At 67.5% G+C, this 19,873-nt stretch carries 13 protein-coding genes and 3 pseudogenes; all 16 read right to left on the bottom strand.

The features are described from left to right. Positions 1–9 precede the first annotated feature (9 nt). Positions 10–852 carry an ABC transporter permease subunit gene (locus QC826_RS01315; protein ID WP_279764068.1) on the bottom strand — a complete coding sequence of 281 codons (843 nt, stop codon included), beginning with the start codon at positions 850–852 and terminating at the stop codon, positions 10–12. Next, positions 849–1,763, bottom strand: a complete 915-nt coding sequence (locus QC826_RS01310) for an ABC transporter permease subunit (protein ID WP_279764067.1) — start codon at positions 1,761–1,763, stop codon at positions 849–851. The genes QC826_RS01315 and QC826_RS01310 overlap by 4 nt, the downstream gene beginning before the upstream one ends. A 13-nt stretch (positions 1,764–1,776) precedes the next feature. Continuing rightward, on the bottom strand, positions 1,777–2,931 hold the full coding sequence (locus QC826_RS01305) for an ABC transporter ATP-binding protein (RefSeq protein WP_279764066.1): 1,155 nt from the start codon (positions 2,929–2,931) through the stop codon (positions 1,777–1,779). Between the two features lie 200 nt (positions 2,932–3,131). Beyond that, positions 3,132–4,501: pseudogene (locus tag QC826_RS01300) on the bottom strand (glutamine synthetase family protein). A gap of 103 nt (positions 4,502–4,604) precedes the next feature. After that, positions 4,605–5,768 carry a matrixin family metalloprotease gene (locus tag QC826_RS01295; RefSeq protein WP_279764065.1) on the bottom strand — a complete coding sequence of 388 codons (1,164 nt, stop codon included), beginning with the start codon at positions 5,766–5,768 and terminating at the stop codon, positions 4,605–4,607. Positions 5,769–5,935: 167 nt separating this feature from the next. Further along, positions 5,936–6,289 carry a hypothetical protein gene (locus tag QC826_RS01290; protein WP_279764064.1) on the bottom strand — a complete coding sequence of 118 codons (354 nt, stop codon included), beginning with the start codon at positions 6,287–6,289 and terminating at the stop codon, positions 5,936–5,938. Between the two features lie 132 nt (positions 6,290–6,421). Continuing rightward, positions 6,422–9,142 (bottom strand): nitrate reductase, encoded by a 2,721-nt coding sequence (locus QC826_RS01285; RefSeq protein ID WP_279764063.1) that lies wholly within the window; start codon positions 9,140–9,142, stop codon positions 6,422–6,424. A 13-nt stretch (positions 9,143–9,155) separates the two neighbouring features. Continuing rightward, positions 9,156–10,370 carry an NAD(P)/FAD-dependent oxidoreductase gene (locus QC826_RS01280; RefSeq protein ID WP_279764062.1) on the bottom strand — a complete coding sequence of 405 codons (1,215 nt, stop codon included), beginning with the start codon at positions 10,368–10,370 and terminating at the stop codon, positions 9,156–9,158. Continuing rightward, positions 10,367–10,717 (bottom strand): nitrite reductase small subunit NirD, encoded by a 351-nt coding sequence (gene nirD / locus QC826_RS01275; protein WP_093391016.1) that lies wholly within the window; start codon positions 10,715–10,717, stop codon positions 10,367–10,369. Before nirD ends, QC826_RS01280 begins: the two co-directional genes overlap by 4 nt. Positions 10,718–10,748: 31 nt before the next feature. Beyond that, positions 10,749–13,272: pseudogene (gene nirB, locus QC826_RS01270) on the bottom strand (nitrite reductase large subunit NirB). A gap of 133 nt (positions 13,273–13,405) precedes the next feature. Continuing rightward, positions 13,406–14,710 (bottom strand): MFS transporter, encoded by a 1,305-nt coding sequence (locus tag QC826_RS01265; RefSeq protein WP_279764061.1) that lies wholly within the window; start codon positions 14,708–14,710, stop codon positions 13,406–13,408. A 437-nt stretch (positions 14,711–15,147) separates the two neighbouring features. Then, positions 15,148–15,969: a uroporphyrinogen-III C-methyltransferase gene (gene cobA / locus QC826_RS01260; RefSeq protein WP_279764060.1), complete on the bottom strand. Its 822-nt coding sequence runs from the start codon at positions 15,967–15,969 to the stop codon at positions 15,148–15,150. A 169-nt stretch (positions 15,970–16,138) separates the two neighbouring features. Further along, entirely contained in the window at positions 16,139–16,804 is a 666-nt protein-coding gene (locus QC826_RS01255; RefSeq protein WP_279766353.1) for a methyl-accepting chemotaxis protein, read from the bottom strand. A 61-nt stretch (positions 16,805–16,865) separates the two neighbouring features. Further along, positions 16,866–18,029 (bottom strand): CmpA/NrtA family ABC transporter substrate-binding protein, encoded by a 1,164-nt coding sequence (locus QC826_RS01250; protein WP_279764059.1) that lies wholly within the window; start codon positions 18,027–18,029, stop codon positions 16,866–16,868. A gap of 311 nt (positions 18,030–18,340) precedes the next feature. Continuing rightward, positions 18,341–18,952: pseudogene (locus tag QC826_RS01245) on the bottom strand (ANTAR domain-containing response regulator); the annotation flags it as partial. 197 nt (positions 18,953–19,149) lie between these two features. Beyond that, positions 19,150–19,827 carry a carbonate dehydratase gene (gene can, locus QC826_RS01240; protein WP_279764058.1) on the bottom strand — a complete coding sequence of 226 codons (678 nt, stop codon included), beginning with the start codon at positions 19,825–19,827 and terminating at the stop codon, positions 19,150–19,152. Positions 19,828–19,873: the final 46 nt, after the last annotated feature.

Raw genomic sequence — 19,873 nt, 5'->3', positions numbered from 1 at the left:
CGGCGCGGGCTAGTCGCCCTTGGCGGCGGCTTGTACCTGCTTTTGGCGCAGCCGCTCGGCGCGCGCCATCCACAGACTCGAGGCGATCACCGCCATCGATACCGCCAAAATCGTCAGCGCGGCGACGGCGTTGACGCGCGGGTCCAGACCCAGACGGGCGCGCGAGAAGATCACGATCGGCATCGTCGACGAGCCGGGGCCGGACAGGAAGGCCGACAGCACCACGTCGTCCAGCGACAAGGTGAACGTCAGCAGCCACGCCGAGGCCAGCGCCTGCGTGATGTTGGGCAGCGTGACCAGGAAGAACACCTGGTGCGGCTTGCAGCCCAGGTCCATCGCCGCCTCTTCCAGCGACTTGCTCATCTCCTGCAAACGCGACTGCACCACCACCGCCGCGTAGGCCATGCCGAGCAGCGTATGCCCCAGCCAGATGGTCATCATGCCGCGCTCGGGGAAGCCGAACACCTTCTGCACCGACACCAGCATCAGCAGCAGCGACAGGCCGATGATCACCTCCGGCATCACCAGCGGCGCGCTGACCATGCCCGAGAACAGCGTGCGGCCGAAGAAGCGCTGGTAGCGGTTCAAGGTGAACGCGGCGAAGGTGCCCAGCACCACCGAGGCGCAGGCCGTCATGACGGCGATCTTGATCGACAGGCCGAAACCGCTGATGATCTCGCTGTCGTTCATCAGCTCCATGTACCAGCGCACGGAGAAGCCGCTCCACACCATGTCCTGCCGCGAGCTGTTGAAGGAAAACACGATCAGCACCAGGATGGGCAGGTAGAGGAAGACATAGCCGAGCGACAGCCAGCCACGGCCGAACCAACGTTGGATGAAGTTGCCGTTCATGCGCGTGCCTCCTGTTCCGCCTTGTACTTGTTGAAGATCGCCATCGGCACCAGGATCAGCAGGATCACCACCACCGTCACCGAGGAGGCCATCGGCCAGTCGTTATTGGTGAAGAACTCGTCCCACAGCACGTGGCCGATCATCAGTGTTTCAGGGCCACCGAGCAGCTCGGGAATCACGTATTCGCCGACCGCCGGAATGAACACCAGCATGGAGCCGGCGATGATGCCGGACTTCGACAGCGGCACGGTGATGCGCCAGAAGGTTTGCAGCGGCGTGGCGCCCAGGTCGGCGGCCGCCTCCAGGAAGCGCACGTCCATCTTCACCAGGTTGGCGTACAGCGGCAGGATCATGAAGGGCAGATAGGCGTAGGTCATGCCGATCACCAGCGAGAACGGGGTGTTCATCATGTGCAGCGGTTCGCTGATGGCGCCGACGCTGATGAGCAGGTGGTTGAGCAGACCGTTGTTGGCCAGAATGCCCTTCCAGGCGTAGATGCGCAGCAGGAAGGAGGTCCAGAACGGCAGCATCACCATCATCATCAGCACCGGGCGGATGGTCGGCCGCGAACGCGCCATGAAGTAGGCGAAGGGGTAGCCGATGGTCAGGCACAGCAAGGTGGTGATGGCGGCGTACTTGAGGGAGCTCAGGTAGGTCAGCACGTACAAGTCGTCCTGCAGGATGAACAGGTAGTTGGAGATCTTGACCTTGAAGGTGATCACGCCGTCGACCAGCGTCATCAAGGTGCCGAAGGGGTTGCCGCCGGCATCGGGCTCGGTGAAGCTGATGCGGGCGACGATCAAAAACGGCACCAGGAAGGCGCAGGCCAGCCAGGCGAAAGGCACGGCGATGACCAGCCGGCGGCCGGTCAGCCAACGCGCGGTGAGCAGCGAGGTGAGGAAGTTCTTCATGCGCTCCCCCGGCTTAGCTGGTCAGCACGACGACGTCGGCGCCGTCCCACCAGGCGAACACGCGCTGCTCGCGGCGCAGGCGGGTGTCGTCGTGGCGCTGGGCGTTGGTGCGCGCCACCTTCAGGTCGACGCCGCTGTCCAGATGGACGTGGTAGTGGGTCTCGTTGCCGAAGTAGGCCAGCGCGGTGATGGTGCCGGCGGCGCAGTTGTAGCCGTGTTCGGCGGCGCTGGCGCGCTGCTCGACGCTCGGCTCGTCCGGTTGGATGCAGATCTTCTCCGGCCGCACCGCCACCGACACTTCCATGCCCTCGGTGCCGGTGATGCCGTGCGGGATGAAGTGGCGCGTGCCCGGCGTGTCGACGACGACGTGGTCCGGCTCGTCGACCACGACGCGGCCGTTGAACAGGTTGACGCTGCCGATGAAGTCGGCGACGAAGCGGCAGTTGGGCGTTTCGTAGATCTCGCCCGGCGCGCCCACCTGCAGGATGCGGCCCTCGCTCATCACCGCGATACGGGTGGCCATGCTCATCGCCTCGTCCTGGTCGTGGGTGACCATCACGCAGGTGACGCCGACTTGTTCGATGATGTTGACCAGCTCCATCTGGGTGCGCTCGCGCAGCTTCTTGTCGAGCGCGCCGAGCGGCTCGTCGAGCAGCAGCAACTGCGGCCGCTTGGCCAGGCTGCGCGCCAGCGCGACGCGTTGCTGCTGGCCGCCGGACAGCTGGTGCGGCTTGCGCTTGGCGTAGGCGCCCAGCTGCACCAGGGCCAGCATCTGCTCGACGCGGGCGGCGATGTCAGCCTTGGGCAGGCCGTCGCGGCGCAGGCCGAAGGCGATGTTGTCCCACACCGTCAGGTGCGGGAACAGGGCGTAGGACTGGAACATCATGTTGATCGGCCGCTGGTAGGGCGGCACCTTGACGATGTTCTGCCCGGCCAGCACGATCTGGCCCTCGGTCGGCGTCTCGAAGCCGGCCAGCATACGCAGCAGGGTCGACTTGCCGCAGCCGGAGCTGCCCAGCAGCGCGAAGATCTCGCCCTTGTTGATGGCGACCGACACGTCGTTGACGGCGCGCACGCCGTCGAAGTCCTTGACCAGGTTGCGGATCAGGAGGAAGGGCTGGCCGGTGTCAGTTGAGGCGGCGGCGGTGGCAGGACGGGCAGTCGTCATCGTGGTTGAATTTGAATTGTATAAAAATTGACAATTGAAGGCGGACTGGGCCGACGTCTTCAAAAAAGCGTGATTATAAAGGCAGTACCTCTCCAGGGTCAGACCCTAGGGTCTGACCCTAGCGCCAAGTCGGGCAGTCTGCCCCTCGACACCCGCTTAGGGCTTGCTTGGGCTCGTGGTCCGAGATCAGCCGCGTCCGTTCAAACATGCAGCAGCAGGTGCTCGCGCTCCCACGGGCTGATGACGGTCATGAACTCCTGGTGCTCGAGGTCCTTGATGGCGCTGTAGACGTCGATGAAGCGCTCGCCCAGCACTTGGCGCAGGCGGTCCTCGCGGCGCAGCGCGCGTAGCGCCTCGGGCAGGCCTGCGGCAGCTCGAACGGGCGCTCGTAGGCGCTGCCGACGGTCATCGGCGTCGGCTCCAGGTGGTCGACCATGCCGAGGTAGCCGCAGGCCAGCGTGACGGCCAGCGCAAGGTAGGGGTTGGCGTCGGCGCCGATGATGCGGTTCTCGACCCGCCGGTCCTGCACGCCCGACTCGGGAATGCGGAAGCCGACGGTGCGGTTGTCCATGCCCCACTGGATGTTGATCGGCGCCGAGGTGTGGCGCACGATGCGCCGGTAGGAATTCACATACGGCGCCATGATCGCCATCACCGCCGGGGTGTAGCGCTGCAGGCCGCCGATGTAGTGCTTGAAGATGGGCGCCGGCGAGCCGTCCGCCGCGCTGAAGATGTTTTGGCCGCTGCGCGCGTCGGCCACGCTCTGGTGCACGTGCATCGCCGAGCCGGGCTCGCCGGCCATCGGCTTGGCCATGAAGGTGGCGTACATCTGGTGCTTGAGCGCGGCCTCGCGCAGGGTGCGCTTGAAGTAGAACACCTTGTCGGCCAGCGCCAGCGCGTCGCCGTGCAGGAAGTTGATGCCCATCTGGCCGGCGCCGGTCTCGTGGATCAGGGTGTCGACGTCGAGCTGCATCAGCTCGCAGTAGTCGTAGATGTCCTCGAACAGCGGGTCGAACTCGTTGACGGCGTCGATGCTGTAGACCTGGCGGCTGGTTTCGGCGCGGCCGCTGCGGCCGATCGGCGCCTTCAGCGGCAGGTCCGGGTCGCTGTTCTTCTCGGTCAGGTAGAACTCCAGCTCGGCGGCCACCACCGGCTTCCAGCCACGGTCGGCGTACAGCTTGAGCACGCGGCGCAGCACGGCGCGCGGGGCGAAGTCGACCAGGGTGCCGTCGGCGAAGTAGCAGTCGTGGATCACCTGCGCGGTCGGGTCGCCGGCCCAGGGCACGTGGGTGATGGTGGCCGGGTCGGCGCGCAGGATCATGTCGCGGTCGGTGCTGGAGATGGCGCGGTCGTAGGCGGCGTCCTCGGTCGGGTAGTTGCCGGTGACGGTCATGCCCAGCACCGCCTCGGGAATGCGCATGCCGCGGTCCTGGGTGAATTTGCCGCGCGGCAGGATCTTGCCGCGCGCCACGCCCGTCAGGTCGGGCACCAGGCATTCAATCTCGGTGACGCGCTGTTCGTTGAGCCAGCGGTCCATGTCGGTGTCGGTGAAATTCTCGCGGATAGCCATTGCGCTCTCGACGGTCATGATCGTGCGATCGATAGGCTAATTTAGCATATTTCCAAACTGATATCACCTGCGGTAAGCGCCCCGGACATGGCCGCCGGCCGGTCTACCACATCATCAAGGCGCACTGCGCCGGCCGCTCCTGGTAGTAGACGCGCACCCGCAGGATGTACTTGTGGTCCTTGATCAGCTTGACGCGCAAGGCGGCGTTGCGGGTTTCGCCGGTGTCGTTGTCGCCGGCGCGGAAGCGCGGCTCGCCGCCCTCCTCCTCGAACAGCACCATCGACACGTCGGAGGTGCCGAAGGTCTTGAAGTCGTAGCAGCGGGTCTCCTCCGGCGTCACCTGGAAGTTGAGCTGTTCGCCCGGCTTGACGTGCAGGGCGACCGACTGCGCCGTCGACAACAGCTGCGGCCGCTCCGCCAACATGGGGTACAGGGCCAGCGCCCTTTGCTTGTCCTTGGGCGACAGGCCGCCGGCCGGCCGCAAGCCATCCTGGAAGAACTGGCGCGGGCTCTTGATCAGCCCCTTCTTGAACGGATACTCCATCACCGAGTCCGGGTCCCAGGCCGTGCCGCGCACGCTGGCGCGGTCCAGCTTGTTCAGGATGTTGTTGAAGGTCATCTGCCGCGACCAGTTGTTGGGCGGCCCGCCGAGGTAGTGGTAGACGGCCTCCTCGTCCCATTCGATGCCGGCGAAGGGGTTTTGGTGTTCGTGCTCGAAGCCCATGGCATGGCCGATCTCGTGGATGGCGGTGTCGGGCTGGCGCCGCAGATCCCAGCCGAAGTTCATGGTCCGCTCGTTGGGGCCGAAGTATTCCTTGTTCAGCAGATTGGTGCCCACGCCGGACCAGGAGCTATTGTCCTGCAGGAAGCCGATGCGGATCTCCGCCTCGTCGCGCGTGTTGACCTCGACGAAGCGCAGGCCGATGCCGACGTCGCTCCATTTCTTGAAGGCGTCGCGCACGACGGCGAGCTGCTCGTCGGCGCCGACCCAGCTGTACAGGCGCTCGCTGCCGTCGCTCATGTGCACGCGCTGCACGTCGCTGGCCTGGTTGAAGAAGTAGTAGTGCAGCACGGTGCCGTTGGCCCAGGCGTCGCCCACTTCGTTGATCAGTTCCTTGCGCTGGCCCACCAGGCCGTCCCATTGCGGGTGCGGCGCCGCCGCCTGCATGGCGCAGTAATAATAGGCGTTGTCGCCCAGATAGGCGCCGCCCTGCTCCGCCTCCGCCGTGCCGCTCCCGGCCGTTCCATATGCTGTGTTCGCTGCCATCGCCGCTCTCCTCGACTGGTTTGTCCCGGCGGACGCCGGGGCCATCACACATGGTAGAGAGGCGCGGCGGCGCCGATTTGCGCAATGCCAATCGAGCGGAGGAAAAGGGGCTAAATAGTTTTTCTCGTTTTAAATAGTTGCGAGAGTGCTGTTTGGAAGAGTAAATACTACTTCGGGCTGACTGGGGACGGCGGCACAGGAACTGGCGCAGGAGGTGCCGGCATCTGAATCACAATCGGCGCAGGGGCCGGCTGTGGTGGCGGGTAGGACGGCGCTTTCGGCACGGCGTTGTTGAGAACGAAGGTCATCACCGTGAGCGCCACCGCCGACATCGCGAGGGAGGTGCCAACAATCCACTTCACAAGTTCCGCCGTGTTCTTGTGCATTTCCGCGCGGAACTCGGCGCGTAGCTCGTTGAAGCCACTCTCCATCCTCGTTTCGAGCGAAACCAGCCGCCCTTCAATACGGGTTTCCACAGTCGCCAACCTTGCATCTAGGAGATCTTTCGATACGGGTTCCATCGACATCTCCGTTGATGGTGTGGACTTGTCTATTTTGGACTCTAAGTCTACACCCGGAGACGACAAATTGCGACACGTGTGGCGCCATCCCCCTTGCGACACCGCAAGGCAATCCGGCGGTCCTCTGCAACGCTAGGAAGCGGCCTCGGCCAGCGTTTCGACCAGCAGCTTCTTGATCTCCGGCACGCAGGAGCCGCAGTTGCCGCCGGCCTTCACGCAGGCCGTCACCTGGGCCACGCTGCTCAGCTCCTGGCTGCGGATGGCCTCGCAGATGGTGTTGCGGCCGACACCGAAGCAGGAGCAGACGGTCGGCCCGGCGTCGGCGCCCTTCTCCACCGGCTGGCCGACCAGCAGGCCGACGCGGTCGATCTCGCTCAGCCGCTCCTTGCCGAACAGGCTGGCCAGCCAGGCGCGCGAGGGCATGTCCTGGCGCGGCGAGACGAAGACGCACTGGTCGATGCGGTCCTCGTTCAAATGCACGGCGCGGTAGACGCCGGCGCTGCGGTCCTCGTACTCGAGCCAGTCGGCGTCCTCGCTGTCTACGCCGAGCAGCTCGCGTGCCCACAGGCCGAAGTCGCCGATGGTGTTGCGGCCGGCCAGCTCGTAGCGGGCGAAGTCGCGGCCCTGGATGCGGGTCCAGTGCGCCACCGCGTCCAACCCCAGCTCCTTGCGGCTGAGGATGAAGCCGTGCCAGGAGACGCGGAACTGCTCGACCCGCACCGGCGTGTGCTTGAACTCGGGCTCGCCCGAGACCGGGTCGACCACCGGGTTGACCAGCGCGCCGACGCGCGCGTCCGAGGCGCTCTGGCCGGACCAGTGGATGGGAATGAACACGCTGCCACGGGCGATGCCGCCGCCGTGCTGCACACGCGCCACCATCGCGCCCCATTTGGTGCTGACGCGCGCCAGCTCGCCCTCGCGCACGCCGTGCAGCAAGGCGTCCTGCGGGTGCATGTCGACGAAGGACTCGGCGACGTGGTCGGCCAGCTTGGCCGACTTGCCGGTGCGCGTCATGGTGTGCCACTGGTCGCGCACGCGGCCGGTGTTGAGCGCCAGCGGGAAGTCCTCGCAGACGGCGTTGACCGGCGCGCGCGGCGTGGTGGCGATGAAGCGCGCCTTGCCGTCGGCGTGGGCGAAGCGGCCGTCGCCGAACAGGCGCTGGCTCACCGCCACCCGGCCGTCGGCCAGGCGCACTGCCGGCCACTGCACCGGCTCCAGGCCGTCGTATTCGCTAGCGGTGAGCGCGGCCAGGGCGCCGATGTTGAACACGCGCGCCACCTCGCCCGGCGCGTCGCCGTTCTGGTGCGCGCTGAGCCGGGCGTGCTCGTCGAAGACGGCGTGGACGCCGTCGAAGTCGAAGCCCTCGTAGCCCATGCGCTGGGCGAACTGGCAGAGGATCCGCCAGTCGGCACGCGCCTCGCCGGGCGCCGGCAGGAAGGCGCGCTGGCGCGAGATGCGCCGCTCGGAGTTGGTGACGGTGCCGTCCTTCTCGCCCCAGCCCAGGGCCGGCAGCAGCACATGGGCGAAGTCGTTGGTGTCGGTGTTCTGCACGATGTCCGACACCACCACCAGCTGGCACTTGGCCAGCGCCCGCTTGATCTGGTCGGCGTCCGGCATGCTCACCACCGGATTGGTGGCGATGATCCACACCGCCTTGACCGTGCCCGCCTCGATCGCATTGAACAGGTCGACCGCCTTGTGGCCGCCATGGTCGGCGATGCGCGGCGAGTCCCAGAAGGTTTGCACCAGCTCGCGGTGGGCCGGCTGCTCCAGGTCCATGTGGGCGGCCAGCATGTTGGCCAGGCCGCCCACTTCGCGCCCGCCCATGGCGTTGGGTTGGCCGGTGATGGAGAACGGCCCCATGCCGGGCTGGCCGATGCGCCCGCCGATCAGGTGGCAGTTGATGATGCTGTTGGCCTTGTCGGTGCCGGCCGAGGATTGGTTGACGCCCTGCGAGAAGGCGGTGACGACCTTGGCGGTGGCGGCGAAGGCCTCGTAGAACTCCATCAGCGCGGCCGGATCGACGCGGCAGATCTTGGCCACTTCCAGCGGGTCGGCGCATTCGACGTCGGCGGTGGCCAGCGCCGACTCCAGGCCGCGCGTGTGGGCGGCGATGAAGTCGGGCGCCACCGCGCCGATGCGCGCCAGGTAGCTGAGCAGGCCGTTGAACAGCCAGACGTCGGTGCCGGGCTTGACCGGCAGGTGCAGGTCGGCCAGCTCGCAGGTGGCGGTGCGGCGCGGGTCGATCACCACCAGCTTCAGCTCCGGCCGGGCCTCCTTGGCGCGGGCGATGCGCTGGAACAGGATGGGATGGCACCAGGCGGTGTTGGAGCCGACCAGCACCACCATGTCGGCCAGTTCCAAATCGTCGTAGCAGACCGGCACCAGTTCCTCGCCGAAGGCGCGCTTGTGGCCGGCCACGGCGGACGACATGCACAGGCGCGAGTTGGTGTCGATGTTGGCGCTGCCGACGTAGCCCTTCATCAGCTTGTTGGCGATATAGTAGTCCTCGGTGAGCAGCTGGCCGGAGACGTACAGCGCCACCGCGTCCGGGCCGTGCTCGGCGATGACGGCCTGCCACTCGCCGGCCACCTTGTCGAGCGCGGCGTCCCAGGTGCTGCGGCGCAGGCCCTCCGCGCCGCGCAGCTGCGGATACAGCAGCCGGCCGTCCAGCCCCACCGTCTCGCCCAGCGCCGAGCCTTTGACGCAGAGCTTGCCGGCGTTGGCGGCGTGGCCGCTGTCGCCGCTGATCTCGACAGTGCCGTCGCCCTTGGGCGTGGCCTTGACGCCGCAGCCGACGCCGCAGTAGGGACAGGTGGTACGGACCGACAGGTGGGCTTGGGACAGGTTCACGATGGATTCCAGATCAAGCGGCTTGGGCGCACAGCGCCTCGCCGAATAAGAGATGATTGCGGATCGCGCCGATGTCGGTGCGGTTCTGGATCAGGCCGAAGTACCAGGGGCCGTCCTGCACGTCGCCGTACAGCACGGCGCCGGCGATGCGGTTGTCCTTCAACACCAGGCGCTTGTAGACGCCACGGCGCGGGTCGCGCAGCACCAGGTCCTCGCTGCCCTCGCCGCCGATGAAGTCGCCGACCGAGTACAAGTCTACTCCGGTCACCTTCAGCCGTGTCGGCGAGGTCTGCTGCACGTAGCGGCGGTGGCCGGCGCCGGCCAGGTGGGCGCCGCAGACGCGGGCCTGGTCCCAGATCGGCGCCACCAGGCCGAAGGTGGCGCTGCGGTGCTGCACGCATTCGCCGACGGCGTAGACGCGCGGGTCGTAGGTTTGCAGCGTGTCGTCGACGACGATGGCGCGCTCGCAGTGCAGGCCGGACTGCTGGGCCAGCGCCATGTTGGGGCGCACGCCGGCGGTCATCACCACCAGGTCGGCCGGGATCTCGCTGCCGTCCTTGAAGCGCACCGCCGTCACGCGGTCCGGGCCGACGATCTCGGCGGTCTGGGCGTTGAGCATGAAGCGCAGGCCCTTGTGCTCGAGCGCCTTTTGCAGCAGCTGCGCGGCGGGCTTGTCGAGCTGCTGGTTCATCAAACAGTCGGTGACGTGCACCACCGTCACCTGCATGCCCTGGCGCAGCAGGCCGTTGGCCGCCTCCAGGCCGAGCAGGCCGCCGCCGATGACCACGGCGTGGCGGTGGCTGCGCGCCGCCTCCAGCATGGTCTCGACGTCCTGGATGTCGCGGAAGGCGATCACGCCGGGCAGCTGGTGGCCCGGCACCGGGATGATGAAGGGCTTGGAGCCGGTGGCCAGCAGCAGGCGGTCGTAGCGCACCTCCAGGCCGGCGGCGCTGCGCACCACGCGGCGGCGGCGGTCGATGTGTTCGACCGGGTCGCCGGCGTGCAGCGTGATGCCGTGCTCGGCGTACCACTCGCGGGTGTGCAGCATGATGTCGGCGATGCTCTTTTCGCCGGCCAGCAGCGGCGACAGCAGGATGCGGTTGTAGTTGCCGTGCGGCTCGGCGCCGAACACGGTGATGTCGTACATGTCCGGCGCCAGCTTGAGCAGCTCCTCCACCGTGCGCATGCCGGCCATGCCGTTGCCGACCACTACCAGCGCCGGTTTCATACGCCGACCCAGACCTTGCCCTCGGCGATGCGGGCCGGGTAGGTGCCGACGGAGTTCTCCGGCGCCTCCAGGCATTCGCCGGTCTGCAGGTCGAAGTGCTGCTTGTAGATCGGCGAGGCGACCACGATGCGCTCGCCCAGGCTGCCCACCAGGCCGCGCGACAGCACGGCGGCCTGCGAGTTGGGGTCGTAGTTCTCGATGGCGAAGACGCGCGGGGTGCCGTTGTCGTCGAGGTGGAACACGGCCACCTGCACCTCGTTCAACAGCGCGCAGACGCCGGTGTTGGGGACGATTTCGGCCAGGTCGCAGACGGCGATCCATTTGTCGGTTTGCATATCGCGGTGCATACGGTTCTCCTGAAGGTGGGCGGACAAGTGCTTAGGCTTTGACGGCGATCGGGATGACGCGCTGGCGTTCCTCGAAGGTGGCCGGCCGGATCTGGCCGCGCTCCTCCATGAACACCACGTTCTGGTCGCCCTTGTCGCTGTTGACGAAGCTGCGGAAGCGCTTGCGCGTCTCCGGGTCCTCGACGGCGGCCTTCCATTCGCAGGCGTAGGTGTCGACCACGTGCTGCATCTCGGCCTCCAGCTCGTCGGCGAGGTTCAGCTTGTCGGCGACGACGACCTGCTTGAGGTAGTCGAGGCCGCCTTCCAGGTTGTCGCGCCAGACGCTGGTGCGCTGCAGGCGGTCGGCGGTGCGGGTGTAGAACATCAGGAAGCGGTCGATGTAGCGGATCATCGTGGCCTTGTCCAGGTCGGCGGCGAGCAGCTCGGCGTGGCGCGGCTTCATGCCGCCGTTGCCGCAAACGTAGAGGTTCCAGCCCTTTTCGGTGGCGATGATGCCGACGTCCTTGCCCTGCGCCTCGGCGCACTCGCGGGTGCAGCCGGACACGCCGAACTTGATCTTGTGCGGCGTGCGCAGGCCCTTGTAGCGGTTCTCCAGCTCGATGGCCAGGCCGACGCTGTCGTCGACGCCGTAACGGCACCAGGTCGAGCCGACGCAGGATTTGACGGTGCGCAGCGACTTGCCGTAGGCGTGGCCGGACTCGAAGCCGGCGGCGATCAGTTCCTCCCAGATCAGCGGCAGCTGCTCGACGCGGGCGCCGAACAGGTCGACCCGCTGGCCGCCGGTGATCTTGGTGTACAGGCCGTATTTCTTGGCCACCGTGCCGACCGCGATCAAGCCGTCGGCGGTGACTTCGCCGCCGGCCATGCGCGGCACCACCGAGTAGGTGCCGTCCTTCTGGATGTTGCCGAGGAAGTAGTCGTTGGTGTCCTGCAGGCTGGCGTGCTCCTTCTTCAGCACGAAGTCGTTCCAGCACGAGGCCAGGATGCTGGCCGCCAGCGGTTTGCACACGTCGCAACCACGGCCCTTGCCATGCTGCGCCAGCAGCGCGTTGAAGGTGGTGATCTTGCCGACGCGGACCAGGTGCAGCAGCTCCTGGCGCGAGTAGGCGAAGTGTTCGCAGACGTGGTTGTTGACGTCCATGCCGAGCTTTTTCATCTCGGCCTTCATCACCTGCGTCACCAGCGGCACGCAGCCGCCGCAGGCGGTGCCGGCCTTGGTGCAGCTCTTCAGGGCGCCGATCGAGGTGGCGCCGTCGGACACGGCGCGGCACAGGGCGCCCTTGCTGACGTCGTTGCAGGAGCAGATCTGCGCCGTTTCCGGCAGCGCGTCGACGCCCAGCGCCGGACGGGCCTGGCCGTCGGACTGCGGCAGGATCAGGAACTCGGGCGACTCGGGCAGCTCGATGCGGTTCAACATCATCTGCAGCAGGGTGCCGTATTCGCTGGCGTCGCCCACCATCACGCCGCCCAGCAGGTATTTGCCGCAGTCGGAGACCACGATCTTCTTGTAGATCTGCTTGCGCTCGTCGGTGAACTGGTAGGAGCGGCTGCCGGCGGCGGCGCCGTGCGGGTCGCCGATGCTGGCGACGTCGACGCCCATCAGCTTGAGCTTGGTGCTCATGTCGGCGCCGGCGAACTCGGCCTGCTCGCCCATCAGGTGGCGCGCGGCGATGCGCGCCATGTCGTAGCCGGGCGCCACCAGGCCGAACACCTGGCCGTTCCACAGCGCGCACTCGCCGATGGCGTAGACGTCCGAGTCCGAGGTCTGGCACTGGTTGTTGATGGTGATGCCGCCGCGCGGGCCGGTGGCCAGGCCGCATTCGCGCGCCAGGAAGTCGCGCGGGCGGATGCCGGCCGAGAAGACGATCATGTCGGTGTCGAGGTGCGTGCCGTCGGCGAACTCCATGCGGTGGGTGCCGTCGACGCCGTCGACGATGGCCAGGGTGTTCTTGCCGGTGTGGACGGTGACGCCGAGGTTAGTCGATCTTCTTGCGCAGCACGCGGGCGCCGGCGTCGTCGACCTGCACCGCCATCAGGCGCGGCGAGAACTCGACGACGTGGGTGGCCAGGTTCATGTCGCGCAGCGCCTTGGCGCATTCCAGGCCGAGCAGGCCGCCGCCGATCACCACGCCGGTCTTGGAGCGCTTGCCGCATTCGAGCATGCGTTCCAGTTAGTCGATGGTGCGGTAGACGAAGCAGTCCTTGCGGTCCTTGCCGGGCAGCTGGGGCACGAAGGGGAAGGAACCGGTGGCCATCACCAGCTTGTCGTACTCGAGCACCTCGCCGCTGCGCACGGTGACGGTCTTGGCGTCGCGGTCGATGGAGACGGCGCGGGTCTTCAGTTTGAGCAGCAGGTTGCCGCGCTCAAAAAAACCCTGCGGCACCAGCGACAGCTGCTCGGCCGAGGTGCCCGAGAAGTACTCGGACAGGTGGACCCGGTCGTAGGCCGGGCGCGATTCCTCGCACAACACGGTGACCTGCATGTCGCTGCTGTCGCCCAGGCTTTCCAGGAACTTGTGGCCGACCATGCCGTGGCCGATGACGATGATTTTCATGGTGTTGCTCCCTTGATCTGCGAACGAATGCTGCTAACTTTTACCCGCCCCAAGTGCGAGTACCAGGGTCAGACCCTCAGGGTCTGACCCTAGATTGGCGCCATTGGGTTCTTGCCGGCATCCCCGGCGCGGCCTACGCGGCGAGTTTGTTGGCGCCCAGCGCCGGTTGCATGGCGCTGCTCGAGAAGCGCGCGCCGAGGGCGCACACGGCCGAGACGGCGACCAGCACGCCGAGCACGCCGAGGGTCTGCTGGGTGTTGCCCAGGCCCTTCATCAGGAAGCCCGCCGCCACCGCGCCGACATTGCCGCCGGCGCCGATGATGCCGGCCACGCCGCCCAGGGCGCGGTTGTCGATGAAGGGCACCAGGGCGTAGGTGGCGCCGCAGGCCATGTGGGTGAACAGGCCGAAGGTCAGCATGGCGATCACGGCGAAGGTGGCGCCGTCGGCGTTGGCGAACCACAGCAGGCCGGCGCCCTCGCCGATCATCATGATGAACAGCAGGGTGACGCGGCTGTTGAGGTTGCCGCGCAGGGCGACCCGGTCGGAGATCCAGCCACCGAGGGCGCGGGCGAACAGGGCCAGCAGGCCGAAGCTGCCGGCGGCCAGGCCGGCGGCCTTGAGCGAGAAGCCGAAGTGGTCGACGTAGTAGATGGCGGCGATGTTGTGGATGAAGATCTCGACGCCGAAGCAGGCGCCGTAGGTGACGAACAGCAGCCAGACGCGGTGGTTGGTGGCGGCGGTCTTGAAGCTGTCCCAGCCGCCCTTCTTGCCGCCTTCGATGGGGATGCCGGCGGCGCGCATCTCGCTGTAGTTGCCTTCCGGGCAGTCCTGGGTGTAGCGGTAGTAGAGCACGGCCATGATCAGCATCAGCACGCCCGGCACCAGCAGGGCGGCGCGCCAGCCCATGGTTTCACCGACGCCCAGCATGACCATGGCGCCCATCAGCAAAGGCATCAGCGCCTGCGCCGCGCCGCCGCCGGCGTTGCCCCAGCCTGCGGCGGCCGCGTTGGCGGTGCCGACGATCTTCGGCGCGAACATCACCGAGGTGTGGTACTGGGTGATGACGAAGCTGGCGCCGACGGCGCCGATGCCGAGGCGGAAGAACAGGAAGCTCTCGTAGCTCTGCGACAGCGCCACGCCCAGCACCGGGACGGCGCCGAGCAGCAGCAGGCCGGTGTAGGTCTTGCGCGGGCCGAAGTGGTCGCACAGCGGGCCGACGATCAGCCGCACCAGGATGGTGATGGCGACGGCGGCGATGTTGATGTTGGCGATCTGCGCCAGGCTCAGGCCGAACTCGCCCTTGATGACGGGCATCAGCGGGGCGCAGGCGAACCAGGCGAAGAAGCAGACGAAGAAAGCCATCCACGTCAGGTGGAACGCCCGCATCGGTGGCGTCGCCATGGAGAAGAGGGTGATGCTGTTTGCTTTGCTGGCCATTTTTTTATCCTGGTAAGTGAAACAAAGGCGCAAAAAAAAGGCGTCCGCGCAGCCTGATCCAATGACCAAGCTGGGCGGACGCCGTTGTCCTTGCCAGTCCATCTTTAGACCAGCGCAATATTTTTGTGGGGATCGCCATTGATCCCTGTCTTAGCTAATGCAAGAGCTGTGCCAGAGGCTGTTGCGCCCGGCGGCAGGGGCTGGGCGGCGGGAACGGCGGTCAAACCGTTGAGGCGTGGAAATGAATCGGGAGGGCGCTGCGATGTTGCGGTGCAGCGCCGCACAGTATCGGTGCGCGGCGCGGTGCATGGGTGCCCTCACCCCGCAGTTCGGTACGCCACGGTCGGGGTCAGCCCCCCGCCTTGGCGCCGTACGGGGTCTGACCCCTTATTTGCGGGGTTGGGGGCGGCGTCCCGCAAAGTCGCGAAAACCGAATCCTAGGCCACCCGGCGTGGCCGGCGCGCGGCGGCGTGGCCGGCGGCCGGCTGTTCAAGCGCTGGCGGCGGCGCCAGTTCGGCCAGGTCCCGCCACTCGTCGGCGCAGCGCACCACGTCGCCGATGACGATGATGCTGGGACTGCCCAGACCGCTGTCGCGCAGCGCGGCGGGCAGTTGGCCCAGGGTGGTGAGCAGTTGGCGCTGCTGCGCGCGGGTGGCCGACTGCACCACCGCCACCGGCGTTTCTGGCTTGGCGCCACCGGCCAGCAGGCCGGCCTGGATCGCCTCGCAACGGGCCACGCCCATGTAGACCACCAGGGTCAGGCCGGACTGGGCCAGCGCGGCCCAGTTCGGCTCGGAGGCGGCGTCCTTGCCGTGGCCGGTGACGAACACGGCGCCCTGGCTCCAGGCGCGGTGGGTCAGCGGCACGCCCAGCGTGGCCGGCGCCGCCAGCCCGCTGCTGATGCCGGGCACCACCTCGACGGCGATGCCGTGGGCGCGCAGCTGCGCCCGCTCCTCGCCGCCACGGCCGAACAGGTAGGGGTCGCCACCCTTCAAGCGCACCACGTGCTGGCCGGCGCGCGCCTCGGCGATCATCAGGCGCTCGATGAACTCCTGCGGCGTCGACTCGCAGCCGCCGCGCTTGCCCACCTGGATCACCCGCGCCGTGCTCGGCGCCAGCGCCAGGATCTCCGGGTTGACCAGGTCGTCGATCAGCAGCACGTCGGCCGCCTCGATCGCCTTCAGGGCCTTGATGGTCAACAGTTCCGGGTCGCCGGGACCGGCGCCCACCAGGGTGACTTTGCCTTGTGCAGCTTGCATGATGTTTGCTCCGTTCTAGTATTCGTGGGGCCGGCGGGCCATGTCGAGGCGCCGGCGGCTATACAAGCACCCCAAGGCGAAGAGCCAGGGTCAGACCCTAGGGTCTGACCCTAAGTTTGCGTCGCTGGCTCGGATGCTGGACCTCGGTTTGCGCCGGTGGCTCAGCCGCTCAGGCGGCGGCGCTCAGCGCGCTGCTGACCATGCTGTCCATCTCGCTGGTGATGTTGGCCATCACGCCGGCGACGACGGCGAACTCGCGGCCGGCGTGGCCGGCCCGGGCCGCCACCACGCGGGCGTTGAAGGCCACCATCTTGGCCTGCTTGGCGATGGTTTCGATCTCGGTGATGATGCCGCGCAGCTGCTTGCGCATCAGGCGGGCGTGCAGCTTGGACTGCTCCTCGTAGACGGCGGTGATCTGGTTGAGCACGGCCAGGGTCGGCGTGGTGACGCCGATCAGCTCGGCCAGCAGGCCGGGCGCCTTGATGCCGCCGCTGCCGATCGCGTGCAGGGTGCGCTCGGCCAGGTCGATGAAGTCGGCGATCTGCCGCTCGCCCTGGCCGGGGCCGAAGTAGGCGCGCTGCAGCTCGGCGCAGAACACGCCGGGCAGGCCGTCGCCGCCCTTGAGCAAGAGCTTGTGGGCGTTGCGGAACAGGCCCAGCGCCTCGCTGGCGGTGGCGACGGCGTCCTCCTGCCCCTGCGCCGCCAGCACCGCGTACAGCACCAGCCGCTGCGAGGTGAAGCGGCGCCGGCCCGACAGATTGATCAGGGCGCCGAACACCTCGCCCGACAGGGAACGATGGCGTCGGCGCTGTCCGGCGCCGTGTTGCTGATCAATGCGAGTGTCATGGTGGGCTCCTGTGGGGTGAATTTCTTGGGGGGCGGCGGGCGGCCGGGAATCAGGGCCGGTGCCGGATGGGGAAGGAGGCGGCGTAGCCCTCGGGGTCGCTGCCGTCCCATACGCGGCCGTCGATCAGGGTCGAGCGGCGCAGCGCCGACGGCGGCGTCGGCGTGCCGCTCAGCTCGGCGGCCTCGCGGTACAGCGCGACCTGGTTGACGCGGCAGGCGACGGCGAAATAGTCGGGGTCGTGCTTGAGCAGGCCCCAGCGCCGCTGCTGGGTCATGAACCACATGGCGTCCGACAGGTAGGGGAAGTTGACCGCGCCGCCATCATGGAACCTGACGCTGTGCCGGTCCTGCCAGGCGTGGCCCAGGCCGTCCTCGTAGCGGCCCAGCAGGCGCGGCGCGATGACGTCGCGGCCGGTGTTGACGTATTGGACGGCGGCGATGATCTCGGCCGTGGCCAGGCGGTTGGCGTCGGCCGCCTCGATCCATTTGCTGGCGTCGAGCACGGCGGCGATCAGGGCGCGGCAGGCGTTCGGGTGGTGTTCGACGAACTCGGCCGAGGCGCCCAGCACCTTTTCCGGGTGGTCGGGCCAGATCTGCTGGCTGGTGGCGACGGTGACGCCGACCCGGTCGGCCAGGGCGCGGTGGCCCCAGGGCTCGCCGGCGCAAAAGCCGTCCATGTGGCCGGCCGCCAGGTTGGCCACCATCTGCGACGGCGGCACGCTGATGACGCGGGCGTCGCGGATCGGGTCGATGCCCTGCGCCGCCAGCCAGTAGTACAACCACATCGCGTGGGTGCCGGTGGGGAAGGTCTGGGCGTAGGTGAAGGTGCGCGGCTCGGCGCGCATCAGCGCCGCCAGCGAGGCGCCGTCGACCACGCCCTGCCCGACCAGGCGCTGCGACAGGGTGATCGCCTGGCCGTTCTGGTTCAGCTGCATCAGCACCGCCATGTCCTTCTGCTGCCAGCCGATGCCCAGCTGGGCGCCGTAGACCAGGCCGTAGAGGACGTGGGCGGCGTCGAGCTCGCCGCCGATCAGCTTGTCGCGCACGCCGGCCCAGGAGGCCTCGCGGCGCAGCGCGATCTTGATGCCGTAGCGCTCGTCGAAGCCGAGCAGCGCGGCCACCACCACCGAGGCGCAGTCGGTCAGCGGATTGAAGCCGACCCGCAGCAACTGCTTCTCGGGCCGGCCGGCCGGATGGCTAGCGCTTGTCGTCATGTCCAGAATCCTTCAGCAAATAAAAAAGCGTCTCCCCCGGCACGAAACATTCATGCTGAAAAAGACGCCATTGTCTTGGTGCGCTCCGACCGCCGTTGGCCGACCCGCTATATGTTGGGTAGTTGCAAGTACCATGCCACGCGCGCGGAGGCTGGCGGCTGGCCGGATCGGCAGGCGGCGAGGCAACGGGGGAGCAATGGAGTAGAACGGGGGGGAGAAACGGGGCCGAGGCGGGGCGGAAAACGCACCACAATTGTGCGCCGCACCACGATGGCGCCCTTGACGCCCCCGGGCGGCGCCCTAGCCGAGCAGTTCTCGACGTCGAGCAGGCGCTGCGCCACCTCGGACAGCTTGAGGTTCTTGTTCATCGCCAGGTTGCGCAGCTTCTGGTAGGCCAGGCCCTCGGACAGCTGGTGGCGCGCCATCAGCAGGCCCTTGGCGCGCTCGATGACCTTGCGCTCGGCCAGCTTGTGGCGGGTGTCGTGCAGCTCGCTGAGCAGCTTCTGCTCCTGCTTGAAGCGGGCCAGCGCGACGTTGAGCACCGGCTTGATGCGCTCGGACTGCAGGCCGGCGACGATGTAGGCGGTGACGCCGGCGGCCATCGCCGCGTCCATGCTGGCGGTGTCCTCGCTCTGGGTGAACATGACGATGGGGCGGCGCTCGTCGCGGGTGGCCATGACGATGTGCTCGAGCACGTCGCGGGCGTCGGACTCGGCGTCGATGATGATCATGTCCGGCTGCAGCTGGGCGATGCGCTCGGGCAGGTACATGTCGGCCGGCAGCGAGGCGACGATGTCGTAGCCGGCCTCGAGCAGGCCGACGCGCAGCGCCTCGGCGCGCGCGGCCTGGCCTTGCAGGACGAGGTCGTCCTCCTCGCCGGCGGCGATGATGGTGTTGACGACGACGATACGGAGGTTGCGCATGGGGGGAGCCGAAATCCGCCTGGACATCACGAGTGGATCAAAGTGTGCTTCATGGAGGGAATTACAAGCAAGAATCAAACCATGTCCCGGCCGGGCATCCGTTGAGTGAGCCCACCCACCCCGCAAACCGGATGCCGGGGTCTGACCCCGTACGGGGTCAGACCCCGTACGGCCGCATTGCGGGGTGGGATTCCGGATCAGCCCTGCTCGTCGGCGTACTGCGCCAGCGCCTTGGCCATGCGCGGCGCCAGGTCGTGGGCGGCGCTGACGGTCATGTTGAGGTCGTTCAACAGGCCGTCCTTCAGGCCGTAGACCCAGCCGTGCACGCTGACTTCCTGGCCACGGTCCCAGGCGTCCTGCACGATGGTGGTTTGGCAGACGTTGTTCACCTGCTCGACCACGTTGAGCTCACACAGGCGCTCGGCGCGCTTGCGGCTGGTCAGCACGTCGCCCAGGTAGCGCTCGTGCTTCTGGTGCACGTCCTGGACGTGGCGCAGCCAGTTGTCGGCCAGGCCGATGCGGGTGCCGGTCATGGCCGCGTGCACGCCCTTGCAGCCGTAGTGGCCGACGATGATGACGTGCTTGACCTTCAGCACGTCGACGGCGAACTGCAGCACCGACAGGCAGTTCAGGTCGGAGTGCACCACCACGTTGGCGATGTTGCGGTGGACGAAAACGTCGCCCGGCGCCAGGCCCAGCAGTTCATTCGCCGGCACCCGGCTGTCCGAGCAACCGATCCACAGGTATTCCGGCGAGGCCTGCTGGGCCAGCCGGTTGAAGAAGTCGGGGTCGCGTTGCACCTGGGATTCTGCCCAGCGGCGGTTGTTGTCCAGCAGATTTTGCAGGGGGACGGGGGCGTTCTCTACTTCGTTCATCTTGGTCCTCTCGTTCTCGTACATAACAAGACCGCCGATCCGCTCG

Source organism: Rugamonas sp. DEMB1 (assembly GCF_029834475.1).
In the GTDB taxonomy this organism is placed as follows: Bacteria; Pseudomonadota; Gammaproteobacteria; order Burkholderiales; family Burkholderiaceae_D; genus Rugamonas; species Rugamonas rubra.
The sequence above is the reverse complement of the archived record's forward strand: the minus strand, read 5'-3'. Positions and strand labels throughout refer to the sequence as shown.